16 protein-coding genes are annotated in these 26,468 nt (G+C 38.8%); 8 read left to right on the forward strand and 8 right to left on the reverse strand.

Translation table 11 applies throughout. From position 1 onward, the window contains the following. Positions 1-160: 160 nt before the first annotated feature. Positions 161-907: a metallophosphoesterase gene (locus tag QNI15_RS11170; RefSeq protein ID WP_314031807.1), complete on the reverse strand. Its 747-nt coding sequence runs from the start codon at positions 905-907 to the stop codon at positions 161-163. Between the two features lie 223 nt (positions 908-1,130). Between QNI15_RS11170 and QNI15_RS11175 the strand changes: the two genes are divergently transcribed. Beyond that, on the forward strand, positions 1,131-3,527 hold the full coding sequence (locus QNI15_RS11175) for a TonB-dependent receptor (RefSeq protein WP_314031808.1): 2,397 nt from the start codon (positions 1,131-1,133) through the stop codon (positions 3,525-3,527). Positions 3,528-3,566: 39 nt separating this feature from the next. Further along, positions 3,567-4,451, forward strand: a complete 885-nt coding sequence (locus QNI15_RS11180) for a DUF4249 domain-containing protein (protein WP_313995396.1) — start codon at positions 3,567-3,569, stop codon at positions 4,449-4,451. 89 nt (positions 4,452-4,540) lie between these two features. Here the strand turns inward: QNI15_RS11180 and obgE are convergent, their stop codons facing one another. Together obgE and QNI15_RS11190 are read right to left on the reverse strand one after the other, a co-directional pair. Beyond that, positions 4,541-5,527 (reverse strand): GTPase ObgE, encoded by a 987-nt coding sequence (gene obgE / locus QNI15_RS11185; RefSeq protein ID WP_313995398.1) that lies wholly within the window; start codon positions 5,525-5,527, stop codon positions 4,541-4,543. 123 nt (positions 5,528-5,650) lie between these two features. Beyond that, complete coding sequence (locus QNI15_RS11190; RefSeq protein WP_313995400.1) at positions 5,651-6,229, reverse strand: adenylate kinase; 579 nt, start codon at positions 6,227-6,229, stop codon at positions 5,651-5,653. A 385-nt stretch (positions 6,230-6,614) separates the two neighbouring features. On the opposite strand from QNI15_RS11190, the gene QNI15_RS11195 reads away from it, so the two are divergent. Further along, positions 6,615-7,910 carry an esterase-like activity of phytase family protein gene (locus QNI15_RS11195; RefSeq protein WP_314031809.1) on the forward strand — a complete coding sequence of 432 codons (1,296 nt, stop codon included), beginning with the start codon at positions 6,615-6,617 and terminating at the stop codon, positions 7,908-7,910. A 27-nt stretch (positions 7,911-7,937) separates the two neighbouring features. Here the strand turns inward: QNI15_RS11195 and QNI15_RS11200 are convergent, their stop codons facing one another. The 3 genes from QNI15_RS11200 to nuoK form a co-directional block, all read right to left on the reverse strand. After that, entirely contained in the window at positions 7,938-9,524 is a 1,587-nt protein-coding gene (locus QNI15_RS11200; RefSeq protein WP_314031810.1) for a complex I subunit 4 family protein, read from the reverse strand. Between the two features lie 122 nt (positions 9,525-9,646). Further along, a complete protein-coding gene (locus tag QNI15_RS11205) occupies positions 9,647-11,665 on the reverse strand; it encodes an NADH-quinone oxidoreductase subunit 5 family protein (protein WP_314031811.1) in 2,019 nt (672 codons plus the stop codon). Positions 11,666-11,736: 71 nt separating this feature from the next. Then, entirely contained in the window at positions 11,737-12,057 is a 321-nt protein-coding gene (gene nuoK / locus QNI15_RS11210) for an NADH-quinone oxidoreductase subunit NuoK (RefSeq protein ID WP_313995409.1), read from the reverse strand. 151 nt (positions 12,058-12,208) lie between these two features. On the opposite strand from nuoK, the gene pbpC reads away from it, so the two are divergent. Further along, a complete protein-coding gene (gene pbpC / locus QNI15_RS11215; RefSeq protein ID WP_314031812.1) occupies positions 12,209-14,605 on the forward strand; it encodes a penicillin-binding protein 1C in 2,397 nt (798 codons plus the stop codon). A gap of 24 nt (positions 14,606-14,629) precedes the next feature. On the opposite strand, the gene def is transcribed toward pbpC, so the two are convergent. Beyond that, positions 14,630-15,208: a peptide deformylase gene (gene def, locus QNI15_RS11220; protein WP_314031813.1), complete on the reverse strand. Its 579-nt coding sequence runs from the start codon at positions 15,206-15,208 to the stop codon at positions 14,630-14,632. A 126-nt stretch (positions 15,209-15,334) separates the two neighbouring features. Between def and QNI15_RS11225 the strand changes: the two genes are divergently transcribed. The 4 genes from QNI15_RS11225 to QNI15_RS11240 all read left to right on the forward strand — a co-directional run bounded on the left by QNI15_RS11225 (position 15,335) and on the right by QNI15_RS11240 (position 22,677). Continuing rightward, a complete protein-coding gene (locus QNI15_RS11225; RefSeq protein WP_313995414.1) occupies positions 15,335-16,156 on the forward strand; it encodes a helix-turn-helix domain-containing protein in 822 nt (273 codons plus the stop codon). 167 nt (positions 16,157-16,323) lie between these two features. Further along, the gene (locus QNI15_RS11230) at positions 16,324-19,260 is read left to right on the forward strand and encodes a glycoside hydrolase family 3 N-terminal domain-containing protein (protein ID WP_314031814.1); all 2,937 of its coding nucleotides are present in this window, start codon (positions 16,324-16,326) and stop codon (positions 19,258-19,260) included. A gap of 68 nt (positions 19,261-19,328) precedes the next feature. After that, positions 19,329-21,383, forward strand: coding sequence for a sensor histidine kinase (locus QNI15_RS11235; protein WP_314031815.1), 2,055 nt, complete (start codon positions 19,329-19,331; stop codon positions 21,381-21,383). Positions 21,384-21,579: 196 nt separating this feature from the next. Next, entirely contained in the window at positions 21,580-22,677 is a 1,098-nt protein-coding gene (locus QNI15_RS11240; RefSeq protein ID WP_314031817.1) for an oxygenase MpaB family protein, read from the forward strand. Positions 22,678-22,686: 9 nt separating this feature from the next. Here QNI15_RS11240 and QNI15_RS11245 read toward each other — a convergent pair whose 3' ends face one another. Next, complete coding sequence (locus tag QNI15_RS11245) at positions 22,687-26,064, reverse strand: two-component regulator propeller domain-containing protein (protein WP_314031818.1); 3,378 nt, start codon at positions 26,062-26,064, stop codon at positions 22,687-22,689. Positions 26,065-26,468 lie beyond the last annotated feature (404 nt).

Consider the following 26,468-nt stretch of genomic DNA (forward strand, 5'->3'; position numbering starts at 1 on the left):
TTGATTGATATTTACGTAAAAAATCGAATAATGTCGGCAAAAATAATATCTTTTTTGAAGTGCAAACTTATTTGGCAGGAATAGTCGCATAAATCTGCTAATGCATTGACTACCTATATATACTGAAAGAACTTCTGGTATTATTCTACTGTATTATACTTTAGCCTACGTTCTTCTGTTCATATAACTCAAATGTATCCAGATTCAGTGCCAGTAGCTTACCTACGTTTTGTAAAGGAGAAATACTTTTTAACTGCTCGACTACAGGGCCATAATAACAGCCATTATCCAAGGGAATAATATTGTTTCGCTGCTCTATTCTATGACGAATGATATCCAGGTCTGTGATATCATGGCCATGTATAATAGTTTTTTGAGTAGGATTATGCTTCAATCGTCGGATGTTAAGCATTGCGTCAAAGTCCTCGAAAGGTTGTGGGCTGGAAAAACGAAAGCCTGCATGCACCAGATAAAACCGATCAAGCTCAAAATAATATGCAAGAGAATCAAAGAAGGCGCTATATTCCGGCAATAGATGCATATCCTTGTCGAGCAGTTTATATAGTTTCTCTGATTGCATGCTTTGCAGAAAGAACTTCTGATAAATGCCCTGATGGTAGTGGGAATAATTATCCAGAAAGTTCTCTTCATGGTTTCCCTTTAGAGGAAAAATCTGATATCCTTCTTCCTGTAATTGTAAGATAAAATCAATAACACCCACACTATCAGGTCCCCGGTCTATGTAATCGCCTAGTAGAAAAAGTTGATCTGTATGTCTTAGCTGAAGCTGATCTTCAACCAATGTTCGAAAAGTATAAGCAAATCCATGTATATCGGGCACCACGAAACGCCTGCCACCAATAGGATTGGGGATACTAAAGTTTTTATAACTGAATAAAGAGGGCATGTAACTTTCTATATAAAAATGACTTCAAAGATACTTTATATACAACTTAATTTGCATAGCGTCTACTCCTTTAAATCTGCCGTTGGCGGGATCATTTCAGCGTTTCATCCAAATTATCTATTTTATATAAAGGAAACTGATATAGTTTTACGTCTTACAATAAAAATCGGAGACTACTTTTTTAATCTGAACACTTTCTTAAGTTATTATCAAACCTAATGCTATGAATCAACTTTATCGATGCATGTGCCTCTTTGTAAGCTATCTCTTATGTACTCAGCTTGCTCTGGCACAGGAAAAATTTACTATCAGTGGGTATGTCAAGGATAGCAAGAATGGCGAAAACATGATTGGAGTAGCCGTTTTTGTCAAAGGTACATCCAATGGTACTGTAACCAATGAGTATGGATTTTATTCTCTCACCCTGCCTTCAGGTACATATAGCATAGGTATCTCTTATGTCGGCTATCAGTCTTTTTATAAAGACATCACATTAAATGCAAATGTAAAACAGGATGTAGAGCTAACGGAAGAAGGAGTGCAGTTAAATGAAATTGTTGTTACAGCCGATCGCCCGGATGCTAACGTCAGAGATGTGTCGATGAGTGTCAACAAACTGGATATCAAAACCATCCAGAAAATACCCGCCTTTTTGGGTGAAGTAGACGTAATTCGTAGTATTCAGTTGTTACCTGGTGTAAGTACCATTGGTGAAGGAGCCACAGGGTTTAACGTTCGGGGAGGAAGTATTGATCAGAACCTTGTCTTGATTGATGAGGCACCTGTATACAACTCTGCCCACTTATTCGGATTTTTCTCTGTATTCAATCCAGATATTGTGAAAGATGTAAAGTTAATCAAAGGAGGTATTCCTGCCCAATACGGAGGGCGTTTGTCTTCTATTTTGGATGTACGAACTAAAGAAGGAAACAATAAGAAATTTTCAGGACAAGGTGGCATAGGGGTTATATTCAGTCGCTTGTCACTAGAGGCTCCACTGATTAAAGACAAGGCTTCTTTTGTAATCGGGGCGCGTAGATCGTATATAGATGTGCTAGCAAAGCCGTTTCTGAATGAAGATTTAAAAGGCAGTAAGTTTTATTTTTATGATTTGACATCTAAGGTCAACTACATCATTAACCCCAAAAATACAGTCTATCTGTCTGGCTATTTTGGTCGGGATGTATTTGGCTCTCCTGATTTTCGCTTTGCATGGGGAAGTACTACAGCCTCCGCTCGTTGGAACCATCTTTACAATGATAAGTTGTTCATGAATCTTACTGCTTTCTATAGCAATTACGACTATGAACTTGGATTTCAGGACAATATTGAAAAATCAGAATTTAATTGGAATGCTAAAATTATAAATCTTAGTATAAAACCAGATTTTACCTATTATATAAATACCAAAAACACACTCCGTTTTGGTGCTCAGGGACTGTTTTACAACTTCCACCCAGGAAATACTGTTGTAACAAGTGAAGGCATACCAAGAGAAAATAGTCTTCCTAATAAATATGCACTGGAAAGTGGGATTTATATAGACAATGAACAGAAAATAAGTTCAAAGCTAACTATTCAGTATGGATTACGTTATTCTCTGTTCCAATATCTGGGTTCAGGAGATGCCTATTATTATAATACTCCTGCTAATGGTGAAAGACGCCAGCCTTCCAACATCAAACATTTTAATTCATGGAAAACAATAGCTAGCTACAATAATCTGGAACCTCGTTTCTCTGCAAATTATACATTAAATGATAGAAGCTCTGTAAAAGCCAGTTATAATCGCACAGCTCAATATATTCACCTGGTTTCAAATACTGCGGCCTCAACACCATTAGATGTATGGACGCCCAGCACTAATAATGTCAAACCCCAGTTAGCAGATCAGATAGCCTTAGGATATTTCCGAAACTTTCAAGAGAATACCTATGAAGCTTCTGTAGAGGTGTATTATAAAGAGCTAAAAAACCAACTTGACTATGTAAACAGTGCAAATCTTCTGTTGAACTACAATCTGGAAGGTGACCTTCTTCAGGGGATCGGTAGAGCCTATGGGATGGAATTTTCAGTAAGAAAAGCAACAGGTAGATTAACAGGCTTTATTAGTTATACGCTGGCAAAAACAGAACGTCGTTTAGCTAATACTATTATTAATCATGGAAAATGGTTTCCTAATCGATTTGATCGCCTACACAATTTGAGTGTAACTGCGGATTATATGCTGACACCATTGTGGAGTATTGCAGCTAACTTTGTCTATCAGTCTGGTACACCAATTACCTTCTATACCAATAGAGCAGAATTTGGGCAATTGCCATCAGTTCCTTTGTTACCTAATGAAGATCGGAACAACTCCCGCAACCCAGATTATCATCGGTTAGATATTTCTGCTACGAAGAAAAATAAGAAGAAAGAAGGACGTAAATGGGAAAGTTATTGGGTATTCTCTGTGTATAATGCATATAATCGACGTAATCCATTCTCTATTTATTTTCAGAATAATCCTGATTACAAGTATGCAGAAACCAATAATGGAGTGCCTAAAACTCAGGCAATCCGCTACTCTATCATAGGTTCTTTTGTACCTGCGGTTTCTTATAATTTCAAGTTTTAGAACTATCCGTTATTTTACTCAATAACAAATTAACACTCTATGAAATATATATCTTTGTTTATAATTGGGCTTCTAACTACTTGTCTTTTATCCTCTTGTGAGGATGTAATACAGATCGATGTAGCACCTGCCGAATCTCAACTGGTAATTGATGCATTCATTAGTAATACTTCCAAAGCACAAACTATTAGATTAACTAAAACCGTCCCTTATTTTGAAGAAGGTGATGCGCCTACTATAAGTGGAGCAGAAATTGTGTTGAAAAATGAGACAACTGGAAGAGAGTTTATTTTTACAGATACGCAAACTAATGGTCAATATACCTGGACACCCGCAAGAAATGATAGTATAGGGAAAGTAGGTGATGTATTTCTACTTACTGTTCGCTATGATAATAATGAGTATCAAGCATCCAGCCATCTTAACCGCACTACAAAGATTGATTCAATCACAGTAAAATATGAGAAAGAATCTGGAGATGATAAAGCAGGGTATTATGCACGATTCTATGGTTATGACCTAGCAGGCCAGAAGGATTATTATTGGATTAAATCTTTTAAGAATAATCAGTATCAGACTAAACTTCTCACCTACGCCACTAATGCTATTGGAGGTACAGACGATATAGAAGGCACTACAGATAGCCTTGCATTTATTGAACCAATAAGCAAAGCAATTACAGATGGGGATGATCCTTTCCAACTTGGGGATAAAGTCAGGGTTGAGATATGGTCTATTACCCAAGAGACTATTGAGTTTTTCTCTCAGGCAGAGGCTCAGATCAATAATGGAGGGTTATTTGCCCGTCCACCAGAAAACCTTCGAACTAACTTTACAAATAAAACAGATGCCAGTAAAAAACCGGTAGGATGGTTTTCGACATCAGTTGTTTCAGAACTGGAAGGCATGGTTGAAGACAAATGACATAGTTATTGTAAAACAAAACGCCTTTACTAACTTGTATCAGTAAAGGCGTTTTGTTTTATTATACTCCTGTCAAATAAACTAATCAATTAATGTAACGCTGTCCATATCATATCTTTCATCTCCTGAATACCCAACCCTGTTGCTGATGAAATAGCCACATGCGGAATATCAGCTGGTAGCTGTTTCAGTAATTTTTTCTTTTCTTTCTCATCAATCAGATCACACTTGGAAAGAACAATAATCCGTTTCTTATCCAGTAATTCAGGATTATATTCTTCCAATTCATTGAGCAGAATCTTATACTCTTTTCCTGCATGTTCTGTAGTAGCAGCAATCAGAAACAACAAGCTTGAGTTCCGTTCGATATGCCGCAGAAATCGCAATCCTAGCCCTCGTCCCTCAGCAGCGCCTTCAATGATTCCCGGAATATCAGCCATTACAAATGACTGGTCTCCTCGATACGCCACAACCCCAAGATTAGGCACCAGGGTAGTAAAAGGATAATCTGCAATTTCAGGTTTGGCGGCAGAAACAGAAGCCAGCAAAGTTGACTTGCCCGCATTAGGAAAACCTACCAATCCTACATCTGCCAGAAGTTTAAGTTCCAGAATAACCCAATCTGCTTTACTTGGTTCACCTGGCTGGGCTTTTCGGGGAGCCTGATTAGTTGGAGTTTTAAAATGGTCATTACCTAAACCTCCTTTACCACCTGGAAATATTAGCAGCTCTTGTTTATCGTGTGTAATCTCCCCTATTATTTCATCTGTTTCAGCCAGCTTGGCAACTGTTCCAATCGGTACTTCCAATATTTCATCCTTTCCCTGAGCACCTGTACGACGATTTCCTTCGCCAGGTTTCCCACCTTCTGCCATAACATGTTTGCGGTACTTAAGATGGAGAAGTGTCCATAACTGCGAGTTTCCTCTCAAAATAATATGTCCTCCTCTTCCTCCATCACCACCATCCGGTCCACCCATTTCAACATGTTTCTCACGACGGAAGTGCATTGAGCCTGCTCCACCGGAACCAGACTTCATGTGTATTTTTACGTAATCTATAAAGTTAGATGACATGACTTAATTTTCGTTTTTATAATTTCCTCAACCAGAATCCGCTTCTAAACAAAAAAGCCCACAAAAGTAGTGTTCTTTTATGGGCTTTTAAAATAAATCGTTTAAGCAGTGTCTTTATATACCTTAAGAAGCAATTACTGCATCTATTTCCTGACACAAATTCTGGAATATAGTCTCAATATTACCAATACCATTCACCACAGATACTTTACCCTGTCCTTCATAGTATGGCAAAACATGAATTGTCTTTGTGAAATATTCATCTATGCGCTTCAACAGCTTTTCTGCTTCATCATCCACACGTCCACTTATTTTCTGGCGTTCAGCAATACGTTCCTTAATCTCGTCTTCTGTTACATCCAGTTTAATTACCAGGTTAATACTTTCTCCTTTACCAGCCAGGAAATCATCCAGTGCCTGTGCTTGTGCTACTGTACGTGGGAAACCATCAAAGATAAACCCTTTTGCCTGAGGATTTTTTTGTACTTCCTCTTCCAGCATATCAATAGTTACCTGATCTGGTACCAGAAGTCCATCTGCCAGAATCTGTTTTACCTGTTTACCCAATGCAGTTTCTTCCTTGATATGCATACGAAACAGATCGCCGGTAGAAATATGAACCAGCTGGTATTTTTCAATCAGTTTGGCCGATTGAGTGCCTTTACCCGCTCCCGGCGGGCCGAAAAGTACAAGATTTAACATGGATTATATACTGTTTGCAGGTATCTGGTTTAGTGCTTACCCTTCAATAACTCAATTACGTTTCGGTTTTCTGATTGAACCCTAAAAAGATTTAATGTATGAGAATAACAATTATGGGCTTACAAAGATAAAATTCTAAACGTTAGAATGTATTCTTTCTTATCAAGAATCCTGCAATTACTTAAATACAAATCAACTTTTCAAATATATATTATAGTTTTTCTCAAAAATTTCCTCTTTCCATACTCTGATTCAGACAGAGCTCATCCTCAAAATAAACTTTTCTAAAGAATACAATTATAGTATTCGATAATTTTCCCGTAATCTCCAGATAATATTTGGTTTGTTTCTTTGCCGGACCATATGATTCAAACCATTTTTCTTTATGAAACACAAACTACCTGGTCTATCGATTGCCAGTCTTTTCCTTTTACTCCTTTCTTGTCAGAGTGATAATCCTGCTCCATTTACGTATCCGGATTCTGCACTTCAGGCATCACCCAAAATTCTGGCAACTAATACAGCTGGTGTAAAAGTCTACAATGGGGGATTCGGCTCCGGATTAGCAGTTGTTCCTAACTCAACCGGAAGCTTTTATTTGCTTACAGACCGCGGACCTAATGTAGATGGTACACTAAAAGATTCCAAAATCTTTGCCAAGCCTGATTTTACACCGCTGATCGGTAAGTTTACTTTAAAGAATGACTCACTGGTTTTGGAAAGTACTATTGAACTTAAAACCAGTACAGGTGTAAAACTCACCGGCTTACCCAATCCTCCAGGCTATGGGGCTACGGGTGAAGGTGCGTATGATACAAATGGTAACCTGTTGGATAATGACATCGAAGGAATTGACTCTGAAGGGTTGGTTGCAGCAGCAGATGGAACTTTCTGGATAAGTGACGAATACGGCCCACACATTACCCATTTCTCACAAAATGGGCAAACGATTGAACGTATTAATCCGTTTGGTACAGGTACAGGTGGACGTAAGCTTCCTGCAGTTTTTGCAACCCGTCGAGCAAATCGCGGCATGGAAGGCTTAGCAATAACTCCTGACAACAAGACTCTTGTAGGTATTATGCAATCAACTATGTATAATCCATCCAGTGCTGCAATTGTTAATAAGAAGCTAACTCGTATTGTTTTCTTTGATATAGCTACAGCAGCAACCAAACAGTATGTATACTTACAGGATGCCAATGGATTGTCCAATTGTGATATTGTAGCGATTACCAATACAACCTTTCTGGTATTGGAACGCGATGGGGATTTTCCTCAGGATAGCAAAAGCCCTGCTGTATATAAACGAGTGTATAAGATAGATGTTAGTAGTGCCACAGATGTATCAGATGCTACAAATGGAGCTAATGGTAAGCTATATGGAGGAAAGACACTTGAACAGTTAACTGATGCCGAACTACAAAGTAATTCCATCACTCCTGTGACCAAAACCCTGGTAGTAGATCTTCTTCAGGCAATTCCAGGCTATCCACACGATAAGCCAGAAGGATTAACAATTATAGACAACAATATGATTGCAGTTGCCAATGATGACGATTTTGGAATTCTTAATGATACCAATACGCCTAATAACTATATGGCAAAGGTTCTGCCTGCTACCAATAAAACGGATCGGGGAACTATCTATTTTATAAAACTTTCAACCTCTCTTAAGTAAACTATAGAACAAAAGTCTTGAGATAACTCAAGACTTTTGAATCATGTCTACTAATGTCATAATCGTTTTAGACATAGGAGTAAATAAGAGATTAGGGAAAATTCCGAATGCTAACGCCAATAGAGCCAGTATAATCAACATTGTTTTCTCCCGCAAATTCAGATCTGTTAACAAAACAGCCCATTCTTCTCCTCCTTTGGACCAGTATTTTCCGAAAAACATCCGTTGCAACGTCCATAGGAAATATGCAGCACCTAATACAAGTCCAGCTACAGCCGCCAGTATTACCCAACGCGGGATGATATCTGTGCCAAATGTGCTCATAATTGTAAAAAACTCTCCAACAAATCCGGAAAAACCTGGTAATCCCAATGAAGCAAAAAATGCTACAATGGTCATTCCTGTATAAACAGGCATCTTGGTTGCCAACCCACGATAGTTTTCAATGGTTTTGTCATGTGTTCTATCCTGTAACACACCCACCAGTAAAAATAACATAGCAGACAGAATACCATGGCTAAACAATTGATACATAGCTCCATTAATCCCTTCACTTGTCATCGAAGCAATTCCAATGAGCACAAATCCCATATGACTTACAGAAGAATAGGCAACCATACGCTTCAAATCGTGTGAAGCCATAGCATTTAAAGCCCCGTACACGATAGAGATCCCACCCAAAATTGCCATCCAATCTGAATAGATCCATCCACTATCCGGGAAAATTGAGATTCCGATGCGTAGTAATCCATATCCACCAATCTTTAACAAAATACCAGCCAGAATTACAGAGATAGGTGTTGGGGCTTCCACGTGTGCATCAGGCAACCATGTATGTACAGGTACAGCTGGTAATTTTATGGCAAAACCTGTTAGCAATAACAAAAATGCCCAGCGACGTGCGGGCATATTAATCAGCCAGCGGGAATTTTGCCAGTTTAGCAAAGAATCAGGAATAAAGTTGGCCCGATCAGCAAGTGCAAGCAAATTAAATGTATAGGTATCTTTTGGATACTGCACAGAGAAAGCCAGCATAATCATAACTAACAGAATACATACCGACCCGACCAATGTGTAAATAAAAAATTTAATAGATGCATACTCTCTACGTTTGCCTCCCCAAATCCCGATCAGGAAATACATAGGAAGCAACATAAATTCAAAGAACAGGAAGAATAAAAAGAAATCCAAAGCAGCAAAACATCCGATTATACTACCAGAAAGCAATAAAAAAAGTGAATGAAATCCCTTTGCCTTATATTCGATATTCCAGGCAGATATAGATCCAATAAATAACACCAGTGCAGAAAGTAGAACCATTGGCATATTCAAGCCATCCAATCCTACAAAATACTGAATGGCGATTTTATTTATATCCCCAACAGCTATCGTAATCCAGTCTGCTTTCTCCACAAACTGCATGGCTTTCTCATTAGAGATACCAGATAGATCAGGATTAAAATTTAAATATACCCAAACTGACAGTCCAAGATTAATTGTACTGATGATGAGTGTAATCCATCGATACAAATAGTTTTTTCCACCAGGCAAAGCAAGTATTCCCAAAGAGCCTGCTACTGGCAGGAAAATGAGTATGGTAAGTATATGTTCCAATTAGAAATATAATTTGATGTACTATGGTCTTTTTTAATGTAGAAGTATTTAAACACAAAGAGCCGATAGAATACGTAAGCTCTAGAGATCAGAATAAATAGCTTCGTAAGTAGCTGAATCTATCAAATAAATACAACCCAGATGAGTATCAGCAATAATCCTAACAAAGCCGCAGTAAACATACTTTGTATCCGACTTCCTGCAATTGATTTACTCAGTATTCCTATTTTACCTGCCATATAAGCAATCAGATTTACACCTCCATCTATAAAAGTACGGTCAATCCAACCAAGTATATGTGCAAATGTCACTGTGAATATGCCCCCCATATCAATTGCTCTATCTATAACACTACGATCAATCCAGGATGTAATCTTTTTAGCCAGGAATGTAGTACGAACTAATATCAAGTGTGCGATTGCCTCAGTGTAAAAAAAGTGATAGGAAACTTTACGAACAAATCCAGGAATTAAGCGATTGGGGCGTCCTGTCCTCCATAAAGCGATACCCAACCCGATTGTCACAAGTCCCAGTGAAAGAATCAATGTATACTTGTGAGCTATAGCATGAGTAAATTCTTCCCACAAACCAGCTGTATGTTCATCTGCTGCCATTGGATATGCTTCAAAAAACCATCCTTTCATTGCATCCCAGGGAATCCAGGAAAACCAGAAAAAAAACGAAAGAATAGCCAGTATTCCTATTACTCGGCGCATTACTGCAGGAGACTCTTCAGTAAACTCATTGATGTATCGCAATTGATCATCATACAAAGCGAAGTATCGTGGCTGCCCACCAAAAATCAGTTTAAGTTGTCGACCTGTATACAATGCTGTACATAAAACACCCAGAAAACCCATAACAGGAACAACTAAAGTCCAATCCAGTGCACTTCCCTGAAATGACCAAAGCAACATCTGATTCAGAATAAAGTCCTTGGATAAAAACCCGGATGTCAATGGCAAGCCGGCAAGTGCCAGTGAACAGATTACAAAACAAAGAAAGGTAACTGGCATTTGCTTACGTAGACCTCCCATATTACGCATATCCTGTACATCAAAATCAGGATCTGTGATATGCATATGATGAACTGCTTTGTGTAGAGCATCTATAACAGATCCTGCGCATAAAAACAGACCTGCTTTGAAAAAGGCATGAGTAACCAAATGAAACAACGCGGCTTCTGGTGCACCAACACCAATTGCTGCCATCATATATCCTAGCTGAGAAATAGTAGAATAAGCAAGCACTCTTTTGATGTCCTGTTGGAACAACGCAGCAAATGCACCTGTAAACGCAGTAATACCTCCAACGATAGCGGCTAAGTTCAGGATATTATCTTCTAAAAAGGGAAAAGTTCGTATCATTAGAAAAACTCCTGCAGCCACCATAGTTGCTGCATGGATAAGAGCAGAAACAGGTGTGGGACCAGCCATGGCACGTGGTAACCAGATGGCCATAGGATACTGAGCGGATTTCGTACCTGCAGCACAAAAAATCCCATAGCCAACCAACGTCATCCACCAGGTATTTTCAGGAAACACAGCATTCTGTGTGAGCAGGATAAAATCCGAGCTACCAAATTGCAGATAGATAAACATCATGGCCAGGAGTAAACCTGTATCTCCAATCCGATTAATAATAAAGGCATTGCGGGAAGCACGATACGCATCTGGTTTTTCATACCAGAATCCAATGAGCAGATAGGAAGCTACACTAACCAGTTCCCAAAAGAAGTAGAACAAAAAAAGATTATCTGCCAGCACCAGTCCCAACATGGCAAAGGTAAATAAACTCAGATAAGCAAAATATCGGCTATATCGGGAATCGCCTTTCATATAGGCAGTCGAGTATATCTGCACCAAGGCTGATATAAATGTCACCAGGATGAGCATTATTGCTGAATACTTATCCAACAATAATCCCACGTTAAATTCATGCACAAAAACAGAAAACCATTTCACCTCATAATGAAGTGTTTTAACAGGAAAGACTTCTGATACTGCAATTACAGAACAGACGAAGCTTGCGATAACAGCTGAAATGGCGACCCAATCTCCCTGACGAGGTAGTTTTTTTCCCAAAAAAAGGAGGCATAAAAAGGCAATTAAGGGAAGAAAAAGAGCAGCAAAAATCAACATCTGATATTAATAGGCAAATGAAATTTTAATTACGGATTTAATTATTATTTCCTCATATCATAAAGTAGTTGTCAGTCTTTTTTGGAATCTTTTACTTCATCCAGATTTACAGTGCCAAAATACTGATATACTTTCAATACAATTGCAAGAGCTACAGCAGCTTCGGCAGCAGCAACTACAATGACAAATAAAGCAAACACCTGACCCTGCACATTCTCAGGATATTGTCGGTTAAACGCTACAAAATTCAGATTGGCAGAATTGAGAATCAATTCAATTCCCATTAATACCACAATGGCATTACGCTTGGTAATTATCAAAGCGATTCCAATACAAAACAAGATAGCCCCAACAAGCAGAAAGTGCGTTACAGGGATAACAGATTCAGACATTACAAATAAATCAAAGATGTCAATCCAGAGAAGACAATCGTCCTATGCCAGCAAAAGTATAAAAGAATATTGAGTAGGATATCTTAATCTCAACGAAAAATCGTTTTTTCTATATAATTTTGAATACCAGCACTGCCATATTGTCTATTACATGAAATTTTCTCTGAAGAAACAACTACCTTCTATTCCTCAATCCCCGTTAGGTAATGCCATTATTACTTTCATCAGAAACAACCACGACAAACACTGGTTTCGCTGGACAAAACGAATAAGTCTTACATTAGTAGCATCTATACTGCTCTTTCTTATACTCAATTCTATTTTTCCGCTTCATACCAAAGTGGAGTATGCTCAACTGATTACTGCCAAAGACGGATCTGTTTTGTATGCCTTCCTTAGTCATGATGACAAGTGGCGGATGAAAACAGAATTAAATGAAATTACTCCAGAACTGCGTAAGGCTATCATTCATAAAGAAGACCGACTATTTTATTATCATCCGGGAGTTAATGTTATGGCAATTGGACGGGCAGTAGTTAACAATATATTTACAGGAAGAAAGACATCCGGAGCTTCTACCATTACCATGCAGGTAGCCCGGCTGTTGGAACCAAAACAACGAACTTACGGCAATAAAATTATTGAGATTTTCAGGGCATTACAACTGGAATGGTATTATTCCAAAGATGAGATATTACAATTGTACCTGAATCTTGTTCCCTATGGAGGCAATGTAGAAGGGGTAAAGTCAGCTGCCTTACTATATTTCGGGCAGTTACCCAATCGTCTCAGTGTTGCTCAGATCACCACACTGGCAATTGTTCCTAATCGGCCTACCTCTCTCTCCCTGAACCGCAATCCGGTTTTATTAAAACAGGAACGAGACAAATGGCTCAAACGATTTCAGGAGGATGAGATTTTTAGTGATACTCTCATTGATGATGCTATTAATGAGCCTCTACAGTTACGACGTACTCCTTTACCCAACATAGCACCTCATCTATCTTATCGGTTACATACTAAATATCCGGAACAAGCCATTCTGAAAACAACCTTAAACCGAATCACTCAGGATAAGGTACAACAACTTGCTTACAACTATCACAAACGTATTCGCAAGTATAATATTCATAATCTGGCAGTAATTGTTGCAGATAATAAGACACGGGAAATAATAGCCTACATTGGCTCACCGGACTTTACAGACAATGACCATGCCGGACAAGTAGATAATGCCAGGGCAATCCGGTCTCCAGGTAGCACATTAAAGCCACTGGTATATGCCTTAGGTATTGAAGCAGGTAAAATTACCCCTAAAACCATGCTACTGGATGTTCCTTCTCAATTTGGAGGCTATTCCCCGGAAAACTTTGATCAGAAATTCAATGGTGCTGTTACAGTCGAGAATGCATTAGTCAACTCGCTCAATATTCCAGCGGTTAAAGTATTGGAAGATATTACAGTCCCTGTTTTTGTTAATAAACTTAAGGCTGCCCGTTTTGAGCAAATCTCACGGGATGAACGCAAGTTAGGTTTATCTGTAATTCTGGGAGGTTGTGGTACTACACTCGAAGAGCTGGTTGGCTTGTACAGCTCATTTGCCAATGAAGGCTTATTTACACCTATTTCCAGTTTTCAGTCTTCTGATGGAGAAAAAAAAACTACGGTTCGGCTGATATCCAGACAAGCAGCGTATATGATCAACGAAATACTTATGCAGGCCGTACGTCCTGATTTGCCTACAGGCTATCAAAATAGCTATCATGCACCACCTATCGCCTGGAAAACAGGTACATCGTATGGACGTAAAGATGCATGGAGTATTGGATATAACCGTAAATATACAGTTGGAGTATGGGTAGGAAACGCCAATGCCGAAGGAGTGCCAGAACTCACAGGAGCAGATATTGCCACACCTCTGTTATTTCAATTATTTAATACCATTGACTACAATGCTGCCGGAAGTCGGTTACTGGCACCCAAAAATATGCCATTGCGTTTGGTGTGTACAGAAACAGGGTTGTTACCTGGAGACTATTGTACTCATCAGGTGGTCGATTACTATATCCCTCTGATCTCCAATACACAGACCTGCAAACACATGAAAGAAGTACCCGTATCAGCAGATGAGAGCTTCTCGTATTGTACAGCCTGTCTTCCTGAAAGCGGTTATAAGAAAAAGCTATATGAAAACCTCCCTCCTGCCCTGGTTTCATTTTACAACACATGGAGCGTAGCCTATCGTCGTATTCCCCCACACAATCCATCGTGTACACGTGTATTTCAGTCAGGCGCTCCACAGATCGTAACTCCTGCCGATGGACGTGAGTATATGGTAGATGCCACAGAACCGCCTGAAATGTTGTTGACCTGTCATGTAGATAATGATGTAAAACAGGTTTATTGGTATATCAATGATAAGTTTTACAAAGCTGCCAAAGCTACAGACAGGGTCTTTTTTAAGCCAGATTTGGGAGAGGTAAAAATCTCCTGTAGCGATGATAAAGGAAGAAACACCAATATCAGTATTGTTGTCAAAAAAATGTAACTATCCAAAATCAGAACTATCTAATCAATCTGCAAAAAGCATTGGATATCGGGTTCTTATTCTTTGATGTCCAATCTTTTTCAACTTTCCCTCCAGCAGTCTTCTTCGTAAAGGACTCAAGGTATCCAAAAACAGCCTGCCTTCAATGTGATCATATTCGTGTTGAATGATACGGGCTGTTTCATCATAAAATGTGTCAGTATGCCATGCAAACTGTTCATCCTGATAGGACATTACAATACTTCGACTTCGAGATACCTTTTCATGTATATCCGGAATACTGAGGCAACCTTCTTCATTTAGCCAATTTTCATTACTATATTTTTCAATAACAGGATTTAAAAATACTTTCCGGATACCTGGTGCATCTCTGAACGGCAATTTTTTATCTGAAGGCATTTTTGCAAATCCGCTTGTACTATCAATTACAAATAATCGTAAGGAAGCACTAACCTGAGGAGCGGCCAATCCAACTCCCCCAGCATGGTCCATAGTTTCCCACATATTGGCAATCAGTTGAGGAAGGTCTGGATAATCCGTAGATATCAACTCACCTCTCTTACGTAAAACAGGCATTCCATATGCCACAACAGGTAGTATCATATATTCTTTTTCACAAAATTGCAGCGTATAAGTTATTGCCCATAGTAATTTTTAGACAGTTGACTAATTTATCACAGTATGAACCTGCTACATGTCTATTCTTGTTCATGATAAAATTAGCTGCTTATGCCAGTAGAACTATTCAGACATATAGTAAAAAAAGAATCCTCCTCTTATTTTCAGACCTTTACACCATCCTCTGATCTGACATCAGTTATTGAATACTTTTTTCTCTATACCATAAAATCTTCCCAAAAAGAAGAACTTGCTTTTGCAGATGGTATCCCCATTCTGGCATTCTTAGTAAAGAAACCCTCAGCAATTCAATTTCATACAGCAACAGACACACTGGCAACAATAACAGAAGGTTATCTAAGTGGATTCTTTTTAGAGAAAACTTATATTGAGCCTTTATACCCCAACCAGCAGATGTTAGGAGTTCGCTTTAAAGCCACAGGTCTCTATAATCTATTGAGAAAGCCCTTGTCAACATTAGCAGGTCAGATATTTCATGATGTGGATACTTTATTTGGGGGGAACAAACCTGTGCTCAATGAATCATTTACTATTACAGAAAAAATAAATGCAATTGAGAACTGGATACGTGAACAGCTCAAAGATCATATTGTCTCAACAAGCTTATTTGAAGAAATCATCTCTTATATCTGTACGAATCAGAGCGAAATAAATCTTCGTGAACTAGCAGTGCGTTTTAAGGTGAACTATAAATGGATCGAACGTAAGTTTCTGGTATATATAGGACTCACACCAAAAGAATTTATACGGTTACAACGTTTTCTTCCTTGCCTCTTTGAACTACAGGAAACGAATGGTATTGACTTAATGGGTTTAGCTATTAATCATGGGTTTTACGATCAGAACCATTTTATTAAAGAGTTCAAGCGGTTCACACAGAAAACACCTTTACAGTTTCTTAAGCAGGGTTAATTTGGCACTTCAACAACCGCTCATTTGAAAGAACTGATATAGTATTTTCAAATTGAGTTATCCAAGAAGATCACACCATATATCTCCTAAATCTACTCTTTACCAAAATTTCCTTCCTTACATCCTGAAAAAATGTAATTTTACCAGAAACAAAATTCGTATAGACCTTGAAAAAATCCATTCTTCTATTTGTGGCGATAGCATTACAAGTATCCATTGTCACAAATGCGCAAAACTTGCCATTCTCTGATTATAATCAACGCTGGGTAGATTCTGTTTTTCAAAAGCTTACTCCCGATGAACGTATAGCCCAACTTATTATGGTAGCTGCCTATTCCAACCGGGATCAGGCACACATTGATGCGGTTAGTGAATTAATACGAAAACAAAAAATTGGTGGATTGGTATTTTTTCAAGGTGGCCCTACACGTCAGGTGCAACAAACAAACTTTTATCAGTCTATTTCTAAGGTACCACTACTAGTTGCAATTGATGGAGAGTGGGGACTTGGTATGAGACTTGATAGCACAATAAGCTATCCTTATCAGATGACACTGGGAGCAATCCAGAATGATAGTTTGCTTTATAAAATGGGTGTAGAAGTAGCCCTGCAATGTAAGCGAATGGGTATCCAAGTCAATTTTGCCCCGGTAGTAGATGTGAATAACAATCCTAATAATCCAGTTATCAACTATCGTTCATTTGGGGAAAACAAGGAAAATGTAGCCCGCAAATCTATTGCCTATATGAAGGGGATGCAGGACAATCATATTCTTACTACTGCCAAACATTTTCCCGGACATGGTGATACAGATGCGGATTCTCATTATGATCTACCCCTTATCAAAAAATCAAGAACCCAACTGGACTCGCTGGAATTATATCCGTTTCGTAAAATTATTGAAGCAGGTATTGGCGGGATTATGGTTGCCCATCTGAGTATCCCGAGCCTGGATTCTACTAAAAACCAACCTTCCACGCTTTCAAAGCCTATTATTTCCAACCTACTCAAAAACGAACTGAAGTTTTCCGGTCTGGCATTCACAGATGCGATGAACATGAAAGGAGTAACTAAAAATTATACTCCTGGAGTGGCTGATGCAAAAGCCATTCTGGCTGGAAATGATGTGTTGGAATTTACAGAGGATGTTCCCAAAGCAATAGAAGAAATAAAAAAAGCCATTCGCGAGAAAAAAATAACTCAGGCAGAAATAGATGCCCGTTGCCGTAAGGTGCTGGCGGCTAAAGCATGGGTTGGGCTTGACAAATGGAAATCTATCAGTCTTACCAATCTGTCAAAAGACTTGAATACACCAAAAGCAAAATTACTAAACCGTCAACTCACTGAAGCGTCACTAACACTACTCAAAAACGAAAACACGTTCCTTCCTTTACAAAAGCTGGACACTTTACAGATTGCGTCTGTTTCAGTAGGTGCAGAGAAGACAACTGCTTTTCAGCGAATGCTGGCAAAGTATACCTCTGTACAACACTTTACGATTTCCAAACAAGCAACTGCCGCAGATATAAAAAAAGTAAAAGATGCCTTAGCAAAATTTGATCTGGTGGTTGTTGGAGTGCATATACCCAGTGTAAGACCAGCCAAAAATTATGGTATCACAGAAAACATGCAAAAAGCCCTCACAGAACTATCATCTATCACTCAGAAGGTAATAATATGTCATCTGGGTAATGCCTATACATTACCTAAGTTCGATTTTAGCAAAGCCACTGCTATAGTCACAACTTATCAGGACAATACAATTGCTCAGGAACTGGCAGCTCAGGCACTATTTGGTGCAGTCAGTATGTCTGGCAAGATGCCTGTTTCAGTATCTCCGGTTTATCCTTTAAATGGTGGTCTTGGGATGAATTCAATTCATCGCCTGAAGTATACCATGCCTGAAGAAGTGGGTATGAACTCTGAATTGCTGGAAAGAAGAATTGACTCAATGGCCAACATTGCTCTCACACAGAAAGCAACTCCAGGATGTCAGGTACTAGTCGCAAAAAACGGAAAAATAATATTCCATAAAACCTACGGATACCTCACTTACGACAATCAACGACCAACACAGGAAGATGACTTATATGATCTGGCATCGGTAACTAAAGTGACAACATCGGCTCCTGCATTAATGCGTTTGTCGGATGAAGGTAAATTTGGTCTTGACAAAACTCTGGCAACTTATCTGCCAGAGTATGGAAATTCCAACAAAAAGGATATCCAGTTCAGAGATATTCTGACACATCAGGCACGTCTTACTGCCTGGATAGCATTCTGGAAAGAGACAGTAAAAGAAGATGGAGAACGGAACCACAAGCTTTTTCGTACAGACTCCTCAAAAAGATTTCCTGTAAAGATTGTTGATAATCTGTGGCTGAATAGAAAGTATTGTAAGAAGATTTATAAGGAGATTAATGATTCACCTTTGTTACAAGAAAAGAAGTATGTGTACAGTGACTTGTCCTATTACCTATACCCTCGTCTGGTTCAGTTACAGACAGGCAAGCCTTTTGAAACCTATCTGAAAGAAACGTTCTATCTGCCCATAGGTGCTACACATCTTACCTACAAACCACTAAGATATTATCCCATCGATCAGATTGTACCTACAGAATATGACTCTCTATTCCGGAAAACATTAATTCATGGGACAGTTCACGATGAAGGAGCTGCCATGCTTGATGGTCTATCTGGCCATGCCGGATTATTTGGTACAGCCAACGATGTAGCCAAAATGATGCAGATGTATCTTCAAATGGGAGAATATGGTGGTCAGCGTTTTATCAATGAGGCAACATTGAAAGAATGGACTCGTTACAATGATGTAAATTTCAGTCGTCGGGGCATTGCATTTGACAAACCAGACCCTAAAAGCCCGGGACTGAGTGCCGCCGCTGCTTCTAGTGCTGAAAGTTTTGGACACTCAGGCTTTACTGGTACATTTGTATGGGTTGATCCTAAATACCAGCTTGTGTATGTATTTATGTCTAATCGTGTCTACCCAACACGCAATAACAATAAGCTTGGTTCGTTGAATATCCGGACAGGAGTATTACAAACGATCTATGAAGTAATACAGAAAGGAGAAGCCAAATAGGGATTTACCTCGCATTATTACTATTGCTCTAAAGTTCATATATTGTGCATGAAAAATAACACTTCTAGATGAAGTATACAGCCATACTATTTTTAATTACTTGTGGCACTTGGTTATTTAGCTTTCCTGTTCGTTCTGAGGTTATTAGCCCAAGTGTAGGTGTTGGTCGCGCAGATAGCCTGTATGCATTGACAGAATCCAGTGAGATATTCGTTGACGCTACTGCCTCTCTATCTTTTGCACAAGTTCAAAAAACGCCTTTCCGTTCTATTTCTCCTGATATACTAAGAAAAGCCAGATGGAATGATATCATTTGGCTTAAAGTTACTGTCACCAATACTGAAGAGGTTACAAGCCAATGGTTGTTACATACAGGGAAGGCAAGTTTTATCGACATTTATATTCAACAACCAGATGGAAAGCTACAACATAAAAAGTCTGGTTACTATCGAAAAAACTCAGAACGAGATGAAATCAGAGGCAAAGAAAACTCAGCTAATATTCAGCTAAGGCCTGGCAAAACAACACTTTATATCCGTTATCAGAACGAATTAAAGATTGGAGTTGCACCGCGTTTATTGTTACAACCTGTTACAAGCTGGAACGAATTTATTATCGAAAGAAATTTATATGAAGGAATAGCACAAGGGGTATTACTGGTGCTATTTTTGTATAATTTTCTCTTGTACTTTATTCTTAAGCGTACCACATACCTTTACTATAGCCTCTATATCCTTTCGCTTTCTATTTTTTATATCAACGTATACAATCTCGGCAAAGAAATTTTACTTGGAGAGTTTCCCCGTATTTTTGATTACAACTGGGCCACCTTACAGATTGTAGTCATCTTCCTTTTACTCTTTATTTGTAATTTTCTGGAAACTAAAAAGAAGTTTCCCCGCAAGCATCGGAATATGCAATGGTTAATCACAGCCAATCTTATTTGGGGTGTTAGTGGTGCCATATATTTGTTTTTCTCTAAAGATCTTGGAACCATTTTTCTTATTCACCGATATTTCAATCTTATTCAATTTGCCAATATTGTAGTCTTACTGGTACTGTTCTGGACAAGTAAAATTCGTCTTGCACGGTTGCTGGTATTGGGTACACTACCTGTATTTTTAGGAGGCGTATGGGATGTTCTTTTCCGCAATGCCAGTGATGTCACTACAGTACACATCAATTATTTCCAGGTAGGAGCTATTATTCAGCTTATTCTTTTTTCATTAAGTATCGGATTTAAAATGAAGGAAGAAGAACGTAAGCGACGTCGGGCACAGGAGAAGCTGATTGGGCAGCTACAGGAAAATCAAAAGCTGAAAGACAAAATTGCAGTTGCACTCGAAAGAAGAGTAAAAGAACGTACCCAGGAATTGCTCGTAGCCAATAATGACCTGTCAACATTAAACCGGGAAAAAGCACGGCTTATTTCCATTATAGCCCATGATCTGAACTCTCCGCTTAATGCTCTCAAAGGGTTACTACAAATCTTTGAAAACGATCTGGTTTCGGAAGAAGATCTCAAGCAACTGATTCCTGAGGTAAGCAAGGATGTAAACTATATTGCAAACCTGTTTAATAACCTGCTGGCGTGGGCTCGAAGTCAAATGGAAGGCACTATTCTGCAACCTAAAGAGATTGAGTTACAGAGTATCGTCAATGAAACAATAGAATTACTAAGTTCTCAGGCAAAGAAAAAACAGCTTCAACTGAAAAGCTTACTCACAGAGCCATTGACAGCCTATGCAGATGAAGAGATGATCAAGCTTGTGGTACGCAATCTTATCTCTAATGCCATCAAGTTTACTCCAGAAGGAGGAACTGTGACTATTGATGCCTTATGCAAAGGACCATTTGTTGAAATATCTGTTCAGGATACAGGCAAAGGTATATCTGAAGAAAACCAACAGAAATTATTTAATAACGAGTTATTTACATTACGAGGCACCCACAACGAAAAAGGAAGTGGCCTTGGCTTGATTCTTTGCAAGGATTTTGTAGAACGCAATGGTGGCGAGATATGGGTAGAGAGCAAAGTATCTCAAGGAAGTGTATTCCGGTTTACAGTTGCTTCCTCTCTTTCACAACAGGCAAATCAGGAATCACCCATAGAACTATCCTAATCTCTCAGGGGTTGTCTACATTATTTTATAAAGGCTACCAAATCTGTTCATTGAGCTTTTTTGATACTAATTTAGACATCCTCTCAGAATTAAATTAAAACCATTTGATTCATCCTCTTGTTATTCAGTAGGTACCTGATGTTTTGCTGATTGTCCATCTGGCAAAACATCAGATTGAACAGATAATATTGTATCAATGAATCAACTAAACGAAAAAACAGCTTTCTTTTCTGAGCATTTATTACAAGGAATGCGAACAAAAGCTGATCCCATTGCAGATACAGTAGTTCACTACCTGATGCAATCCGGGCAACGGGAAAAGCTCTCTTTGTATTGGAAGATAATTGAGCGCAAAGAAAGATCTTCATCAGAAATACCTTTCCAACTACAAAGTTATCTCTACCAAACAGAATCTGTTCCTTCATGGGTTAATCTCAGGCGTTTGGAAAGTGGGCAACATTTTTTTGCCAGAAACGCCCGATCTATTCTTTCTATTTTGGGGTGCCTATCCTTGCCTTATTGTTATGCTGCTGCAGATGGAGCTCAGGTCTTGTTGCTTTCACAACGTATTCATCAGGATACTTACCAACGCCTGGCAGAGACCGCACAATTTCTGCTGGATGTATCTTCTCCCAAAGCATTCTCTACAGGAAATGGTATCCAAAGGATACAACAGGTCAGGCTTATTCATGCTATTTCACGTTATTATTCATCCCATAGTCCTCAATGGAATGCCCAATGGGGAACTCCCGTCAACCAGGAAGATATGGCAGGGACTAACCTTGCCTTTTCCTACATTGTTCTGCAAGGACTTCAAAAATTAGGTTTTCAGTGGACAAAAGACGAGGGTGAAGATTTTTTATATCTGTGGAATGTAATTGGAGCCATGTTGGGAGTTGATCAGCAACTATTACCAAACAACCTACAGGAAGCCTACTGGCTTGATAAAAAAATTGCCAAACGCCATTTTCGTCATTCAGCAGCAGGAGTTACTCTCACACAGGCATTGCTAACCTGTTTGTATGACATAAACAAAGAAAGCCCTGTAAGTCAGAAATTTATCCACGCCTACATGCGCTATTTATTAGGTAATGGTGTGGCAGACATGCTGGAGATCCCATCTGCAGATGGGGTAAATGCGTTGGCTCCTCTGTTCAGATCTACCAATGTACTGAATGCCCTCACCCGTGTAGGAAAGCGGGAGGAAAAGCCCCAACACATCACCCAAACACTGGCGTATGAATTAAAGCAGGGAGTAGATACCCATCTCAGATTGCCTGTGGCATTTGGATAAGTGACGACTTTATTCAGCTGCAGGAGCAACTTCTGCCTCTGAAGGAAGGATCAGAGCTAATTCGGATGCAACAGGAAGCTTAGGAATAACAATCCTGAATACTGTTTCTTTATCAAAACCTGTAACAAACTGTACGCTTCCACCCAATCGTTCGAGAGCCAATTTGGATATATACAGGCCAAGTCCTGTACCACTGGAATTTACAGTTCCACGGAAAAACATAGTAAACAGCTTGTTTCTCAGGTTTTCCAGAATACCCATTCCATTATCATGTATTTCTATCTGAATAGTATCATCCACCTCTTCCAGATATACTTTTACATACGGATTATTCGGATCTTGCTGATATTGAAAGGCATTTTCAATCAGATTGTGTAAAACGATTGACAATAGCGATTTGTCAGACACGACCTGCCAATCAGATGTAGTAATCAATTCAAATTGTGTATTGGAATAAGCTGGCCGAGCTTTGATCTCTGATGCTAAACGTTCTATCGTATTTACTAAACTCACAGGTTCATTGTAGATTTCAGCATTCCGTATATCATACATTTTCAGGATTCGTACCAGAGTATGATTGGCTTTGTCACATGTTTTATCAAGCAAGGAGAAGTAATCTTTCGCCTTAGGATCTTCCACATCCATTCCAGCCACCTTACATAATCCGGAAAGACTCGCCAATGGTCCTTTGATATCATGTGAAGCCCGATAAATAAACATATCCAGTTCCTGATTACTCTTTAACAAGCTTTCATTGGCAACCTTAAGCTGATGGGTACGTTGTTCTACTCTATATTCCAGATCATTGTTTATAGCTCTTAACTCTTCATTAATCTGTTCGATTAACTCTTTCGCCTCTGTGAGTTTGATATTTTTCTCTTCAATATTATTCTTCTGGTTTTCAATTTCTGCATTCTTTTGAACAAGTTCTGCAGTTCTTTGTTGCACTAGGCCTTCCAGAATCTGTTTTTGTTTTTGAAAGAAACGAATTCTGCTTCTATAATATAACAGAATAGATCCCAGTACGAGAGCTATACCTGAAATACGTGCCCACCAGGTTTGGTACCAGGCTGGATGAATGACTACATGAATAGAAGCCCAGGTATTATTCCATTGGTTGTATTTATCGGCAGCTTTTACTTTAAATGTATAGGAACCCGGGTCCAGATTGGTATAAGAGGCTAAGCGTCTGCTGCCCACACTCTTCCAGTCTTTATCTACTCCTTCCATCATATAGGCATAGCTATTTTTCTCTGGATTCAGATAATTCAGAGAAGCAAACTCAAATTCGAAGAAGTTATCTTTGTAGTCAAGATTTATGACAGACAAATCATACAAAGGCTTAGCAAACTCTTTTTTCTTATCAAATAATGTAAAGGAGGTAAGATAGATTGGTGCTACATATGGATTCTCAAATACCTTATCAGGATTGAAACTAATAAAATGTCTGCTACCACCGAAGAATAACTCTCCATCATAATTTTTGTGGGCAGCCCATTGCTGAAATTCATTACTATACAAACCTTCTTCTGTAGTAAAGTATCGGAACTTATTTGTTTTGGGAGTAAAGCGCACCAGCCCTTTAGAGAAAGTACTTATCCATAGATCTCCATTCTTATCCGAAAGCATCCCACAGACATTGTTTTCCGGTAAGCCATTTTGGGCATTTACACGCTTGAAGGTATTACTCTGGGAATTAAACTGACAAATTCCGGCATCTGTCCCAATCCATATCTGACCATTACTTTCTGCAATAGCCCGAATCGAATTACCAGGCAAACTTCTCAAGGAGTTTCTCTGTGCCTGATAATTGTTGAAGGTGTTAGTCGCTATAGTAAAGACTGACAATCCATTCTGTTTGGTACCTAACCACAAGTTTCCTTTCTCATCATCGTAGATCACTTTAATTGTATTTCCACCAATAGATGCAGGATTTTTAGGGTCATGTATATAGGTATGAATAGTCTCATGGTATGGATCAAACTTGCAAAGTCCTCCTTCATAGGTACCAATCCATACAATACCTTTTCTGTCCTTATATAAAACTTCAATCCCATTACTACTTAACTGGCTATTACTTGAAGTAAAAGAACGAAATGTTTTCAGATGTTTATTATATCGATATAGCCCATTTTCTGCTGTTCCTATCCATATATTTCCAATATCATCTTCAGCAATAGCAGTAATAGTGTAATCAAAACCCATCAACTCGTTGGTAACTGGTAATTTATAGCAGGTATACACATCCTGAAGCCTGTCATAAGCATATACTGCCAGTCCGTCTGCAAAGGTGCCACCAATCCATACTAGTTGTGCTTTGTCCTCATAAATTGCAGTAATAGCGCCATCTGTAAATTTAGGTGTAGTACCCGCACCACTTATATAGGACTTAAATACTGCGTTCTGAGTATCAAACTGATCTACGCCTGTACCTTCTGTCCCTATCCATAAGATACCTAATTTATCCAGTAACAGTGTATTAATGTCATTTCCACTCAGACTGGCAGACTGGATAGGATTTTGTTTATAGGTATTGAATTTGTTTCTAACCGGATCAAAAGAACTTAAACCTCCTCCTTTTTCTGTGCCAATCCAAAGAATGCCCATATTGTCTTCTTTGATTGCCCGGATGAAATCACTGCCCAATCCTTTTACTGTCTGGGTTGAGAAGTACTGTACCTTACCTGTTTGTTTATCAAAACGTGCTAAGCCTTTACCATATGTCCCTAACCAGAGATATCCTTCACGATCTTCCTCGATTGCATAGATATCTGTATTTTCCTGATTTAAATAGGTAGAGAATTTCTGCTTTTGTACTTCAAACTTACAAAGACCACCTCCAAAAGTACCTAACCAGAGGTCTCCATGCTTATCTTCATGTATAGTAATGATATTGCTGCTTTTGAGCCCATTGACATTGCCGGGATCACTCTGATAAGAGGCTAACTTTTGCGTTTTTACATCAAACTTTACCAACCCTCCACCAAATGTTGCGATCCAGATATTGCCGTTCCTGTCTTTATGTATATCAAATATCGTATTGGAAGTCAGCGCCTTATCAGTTGCAGTTGAGTAAATGACTCCTTTGCGGGTCTGTGGATTGAGACGAATCAGCCCGTTGTCATAGGTACCAACCCAGATGTATCCTTCATTGTCTTCAGCCAATGCACGAACATCATTGCTGGGTAGACTCTCATTATCTTTAGGATTATTCTGAATAACCTGAATGGTATATCCATTATAAATATTGAGGCCATCTTTAGTGGCAAACCAGATAAAGCCTTTACTATCCTGCAGGATAGCATGTACATCTTTGTTTGACAGCCCCTGTTTTGTAGATAAGTTCCTGAAACTCAATTCACTTATCTGTGAAAATCCTGTTTGCATTCCATATAAAAAAGCCAAAACCAAGCCCATAAGCCATTGTGGCCTATAGCATAGAGCAAGCTTCTTAGGATGGAAATACTGTAAGAAAATCATTATTTAAGAGAATATGCCATTTATTCTTTTATCAGTCTACTAAGTAAGTTACTTTCCAGGCAATATATCTTCTTTGTTTGGCGGCATTCTTACATACGTAACGAGATATAACAAAGTATAGGAATTCTCCCTCTCTCAAAATCAAAAAACAAATCTTAGCCCCTGATTTACTTCAGAAAAAACAAAGTATGATATGCTGTATTATTTATGCTTAAAATATTACAATGCACGTCTTTCAGTCTATTTTACCATTCATGGAATCGTTGCCATTGATAATTTTACACACTTTTTTATATGTTACACACCACATT

It is taken from the genome of Xanthocytophaga flava, from assembly GCF_030068545.1.
In the GTDB taxonomy this organism is placed as follows: domain Bacteria; phylum Bacteroidota; class Bacteroidia; order Cytophagales; family 172606-1; genus Xanthocytophaga; species Xanthocytophaga flava.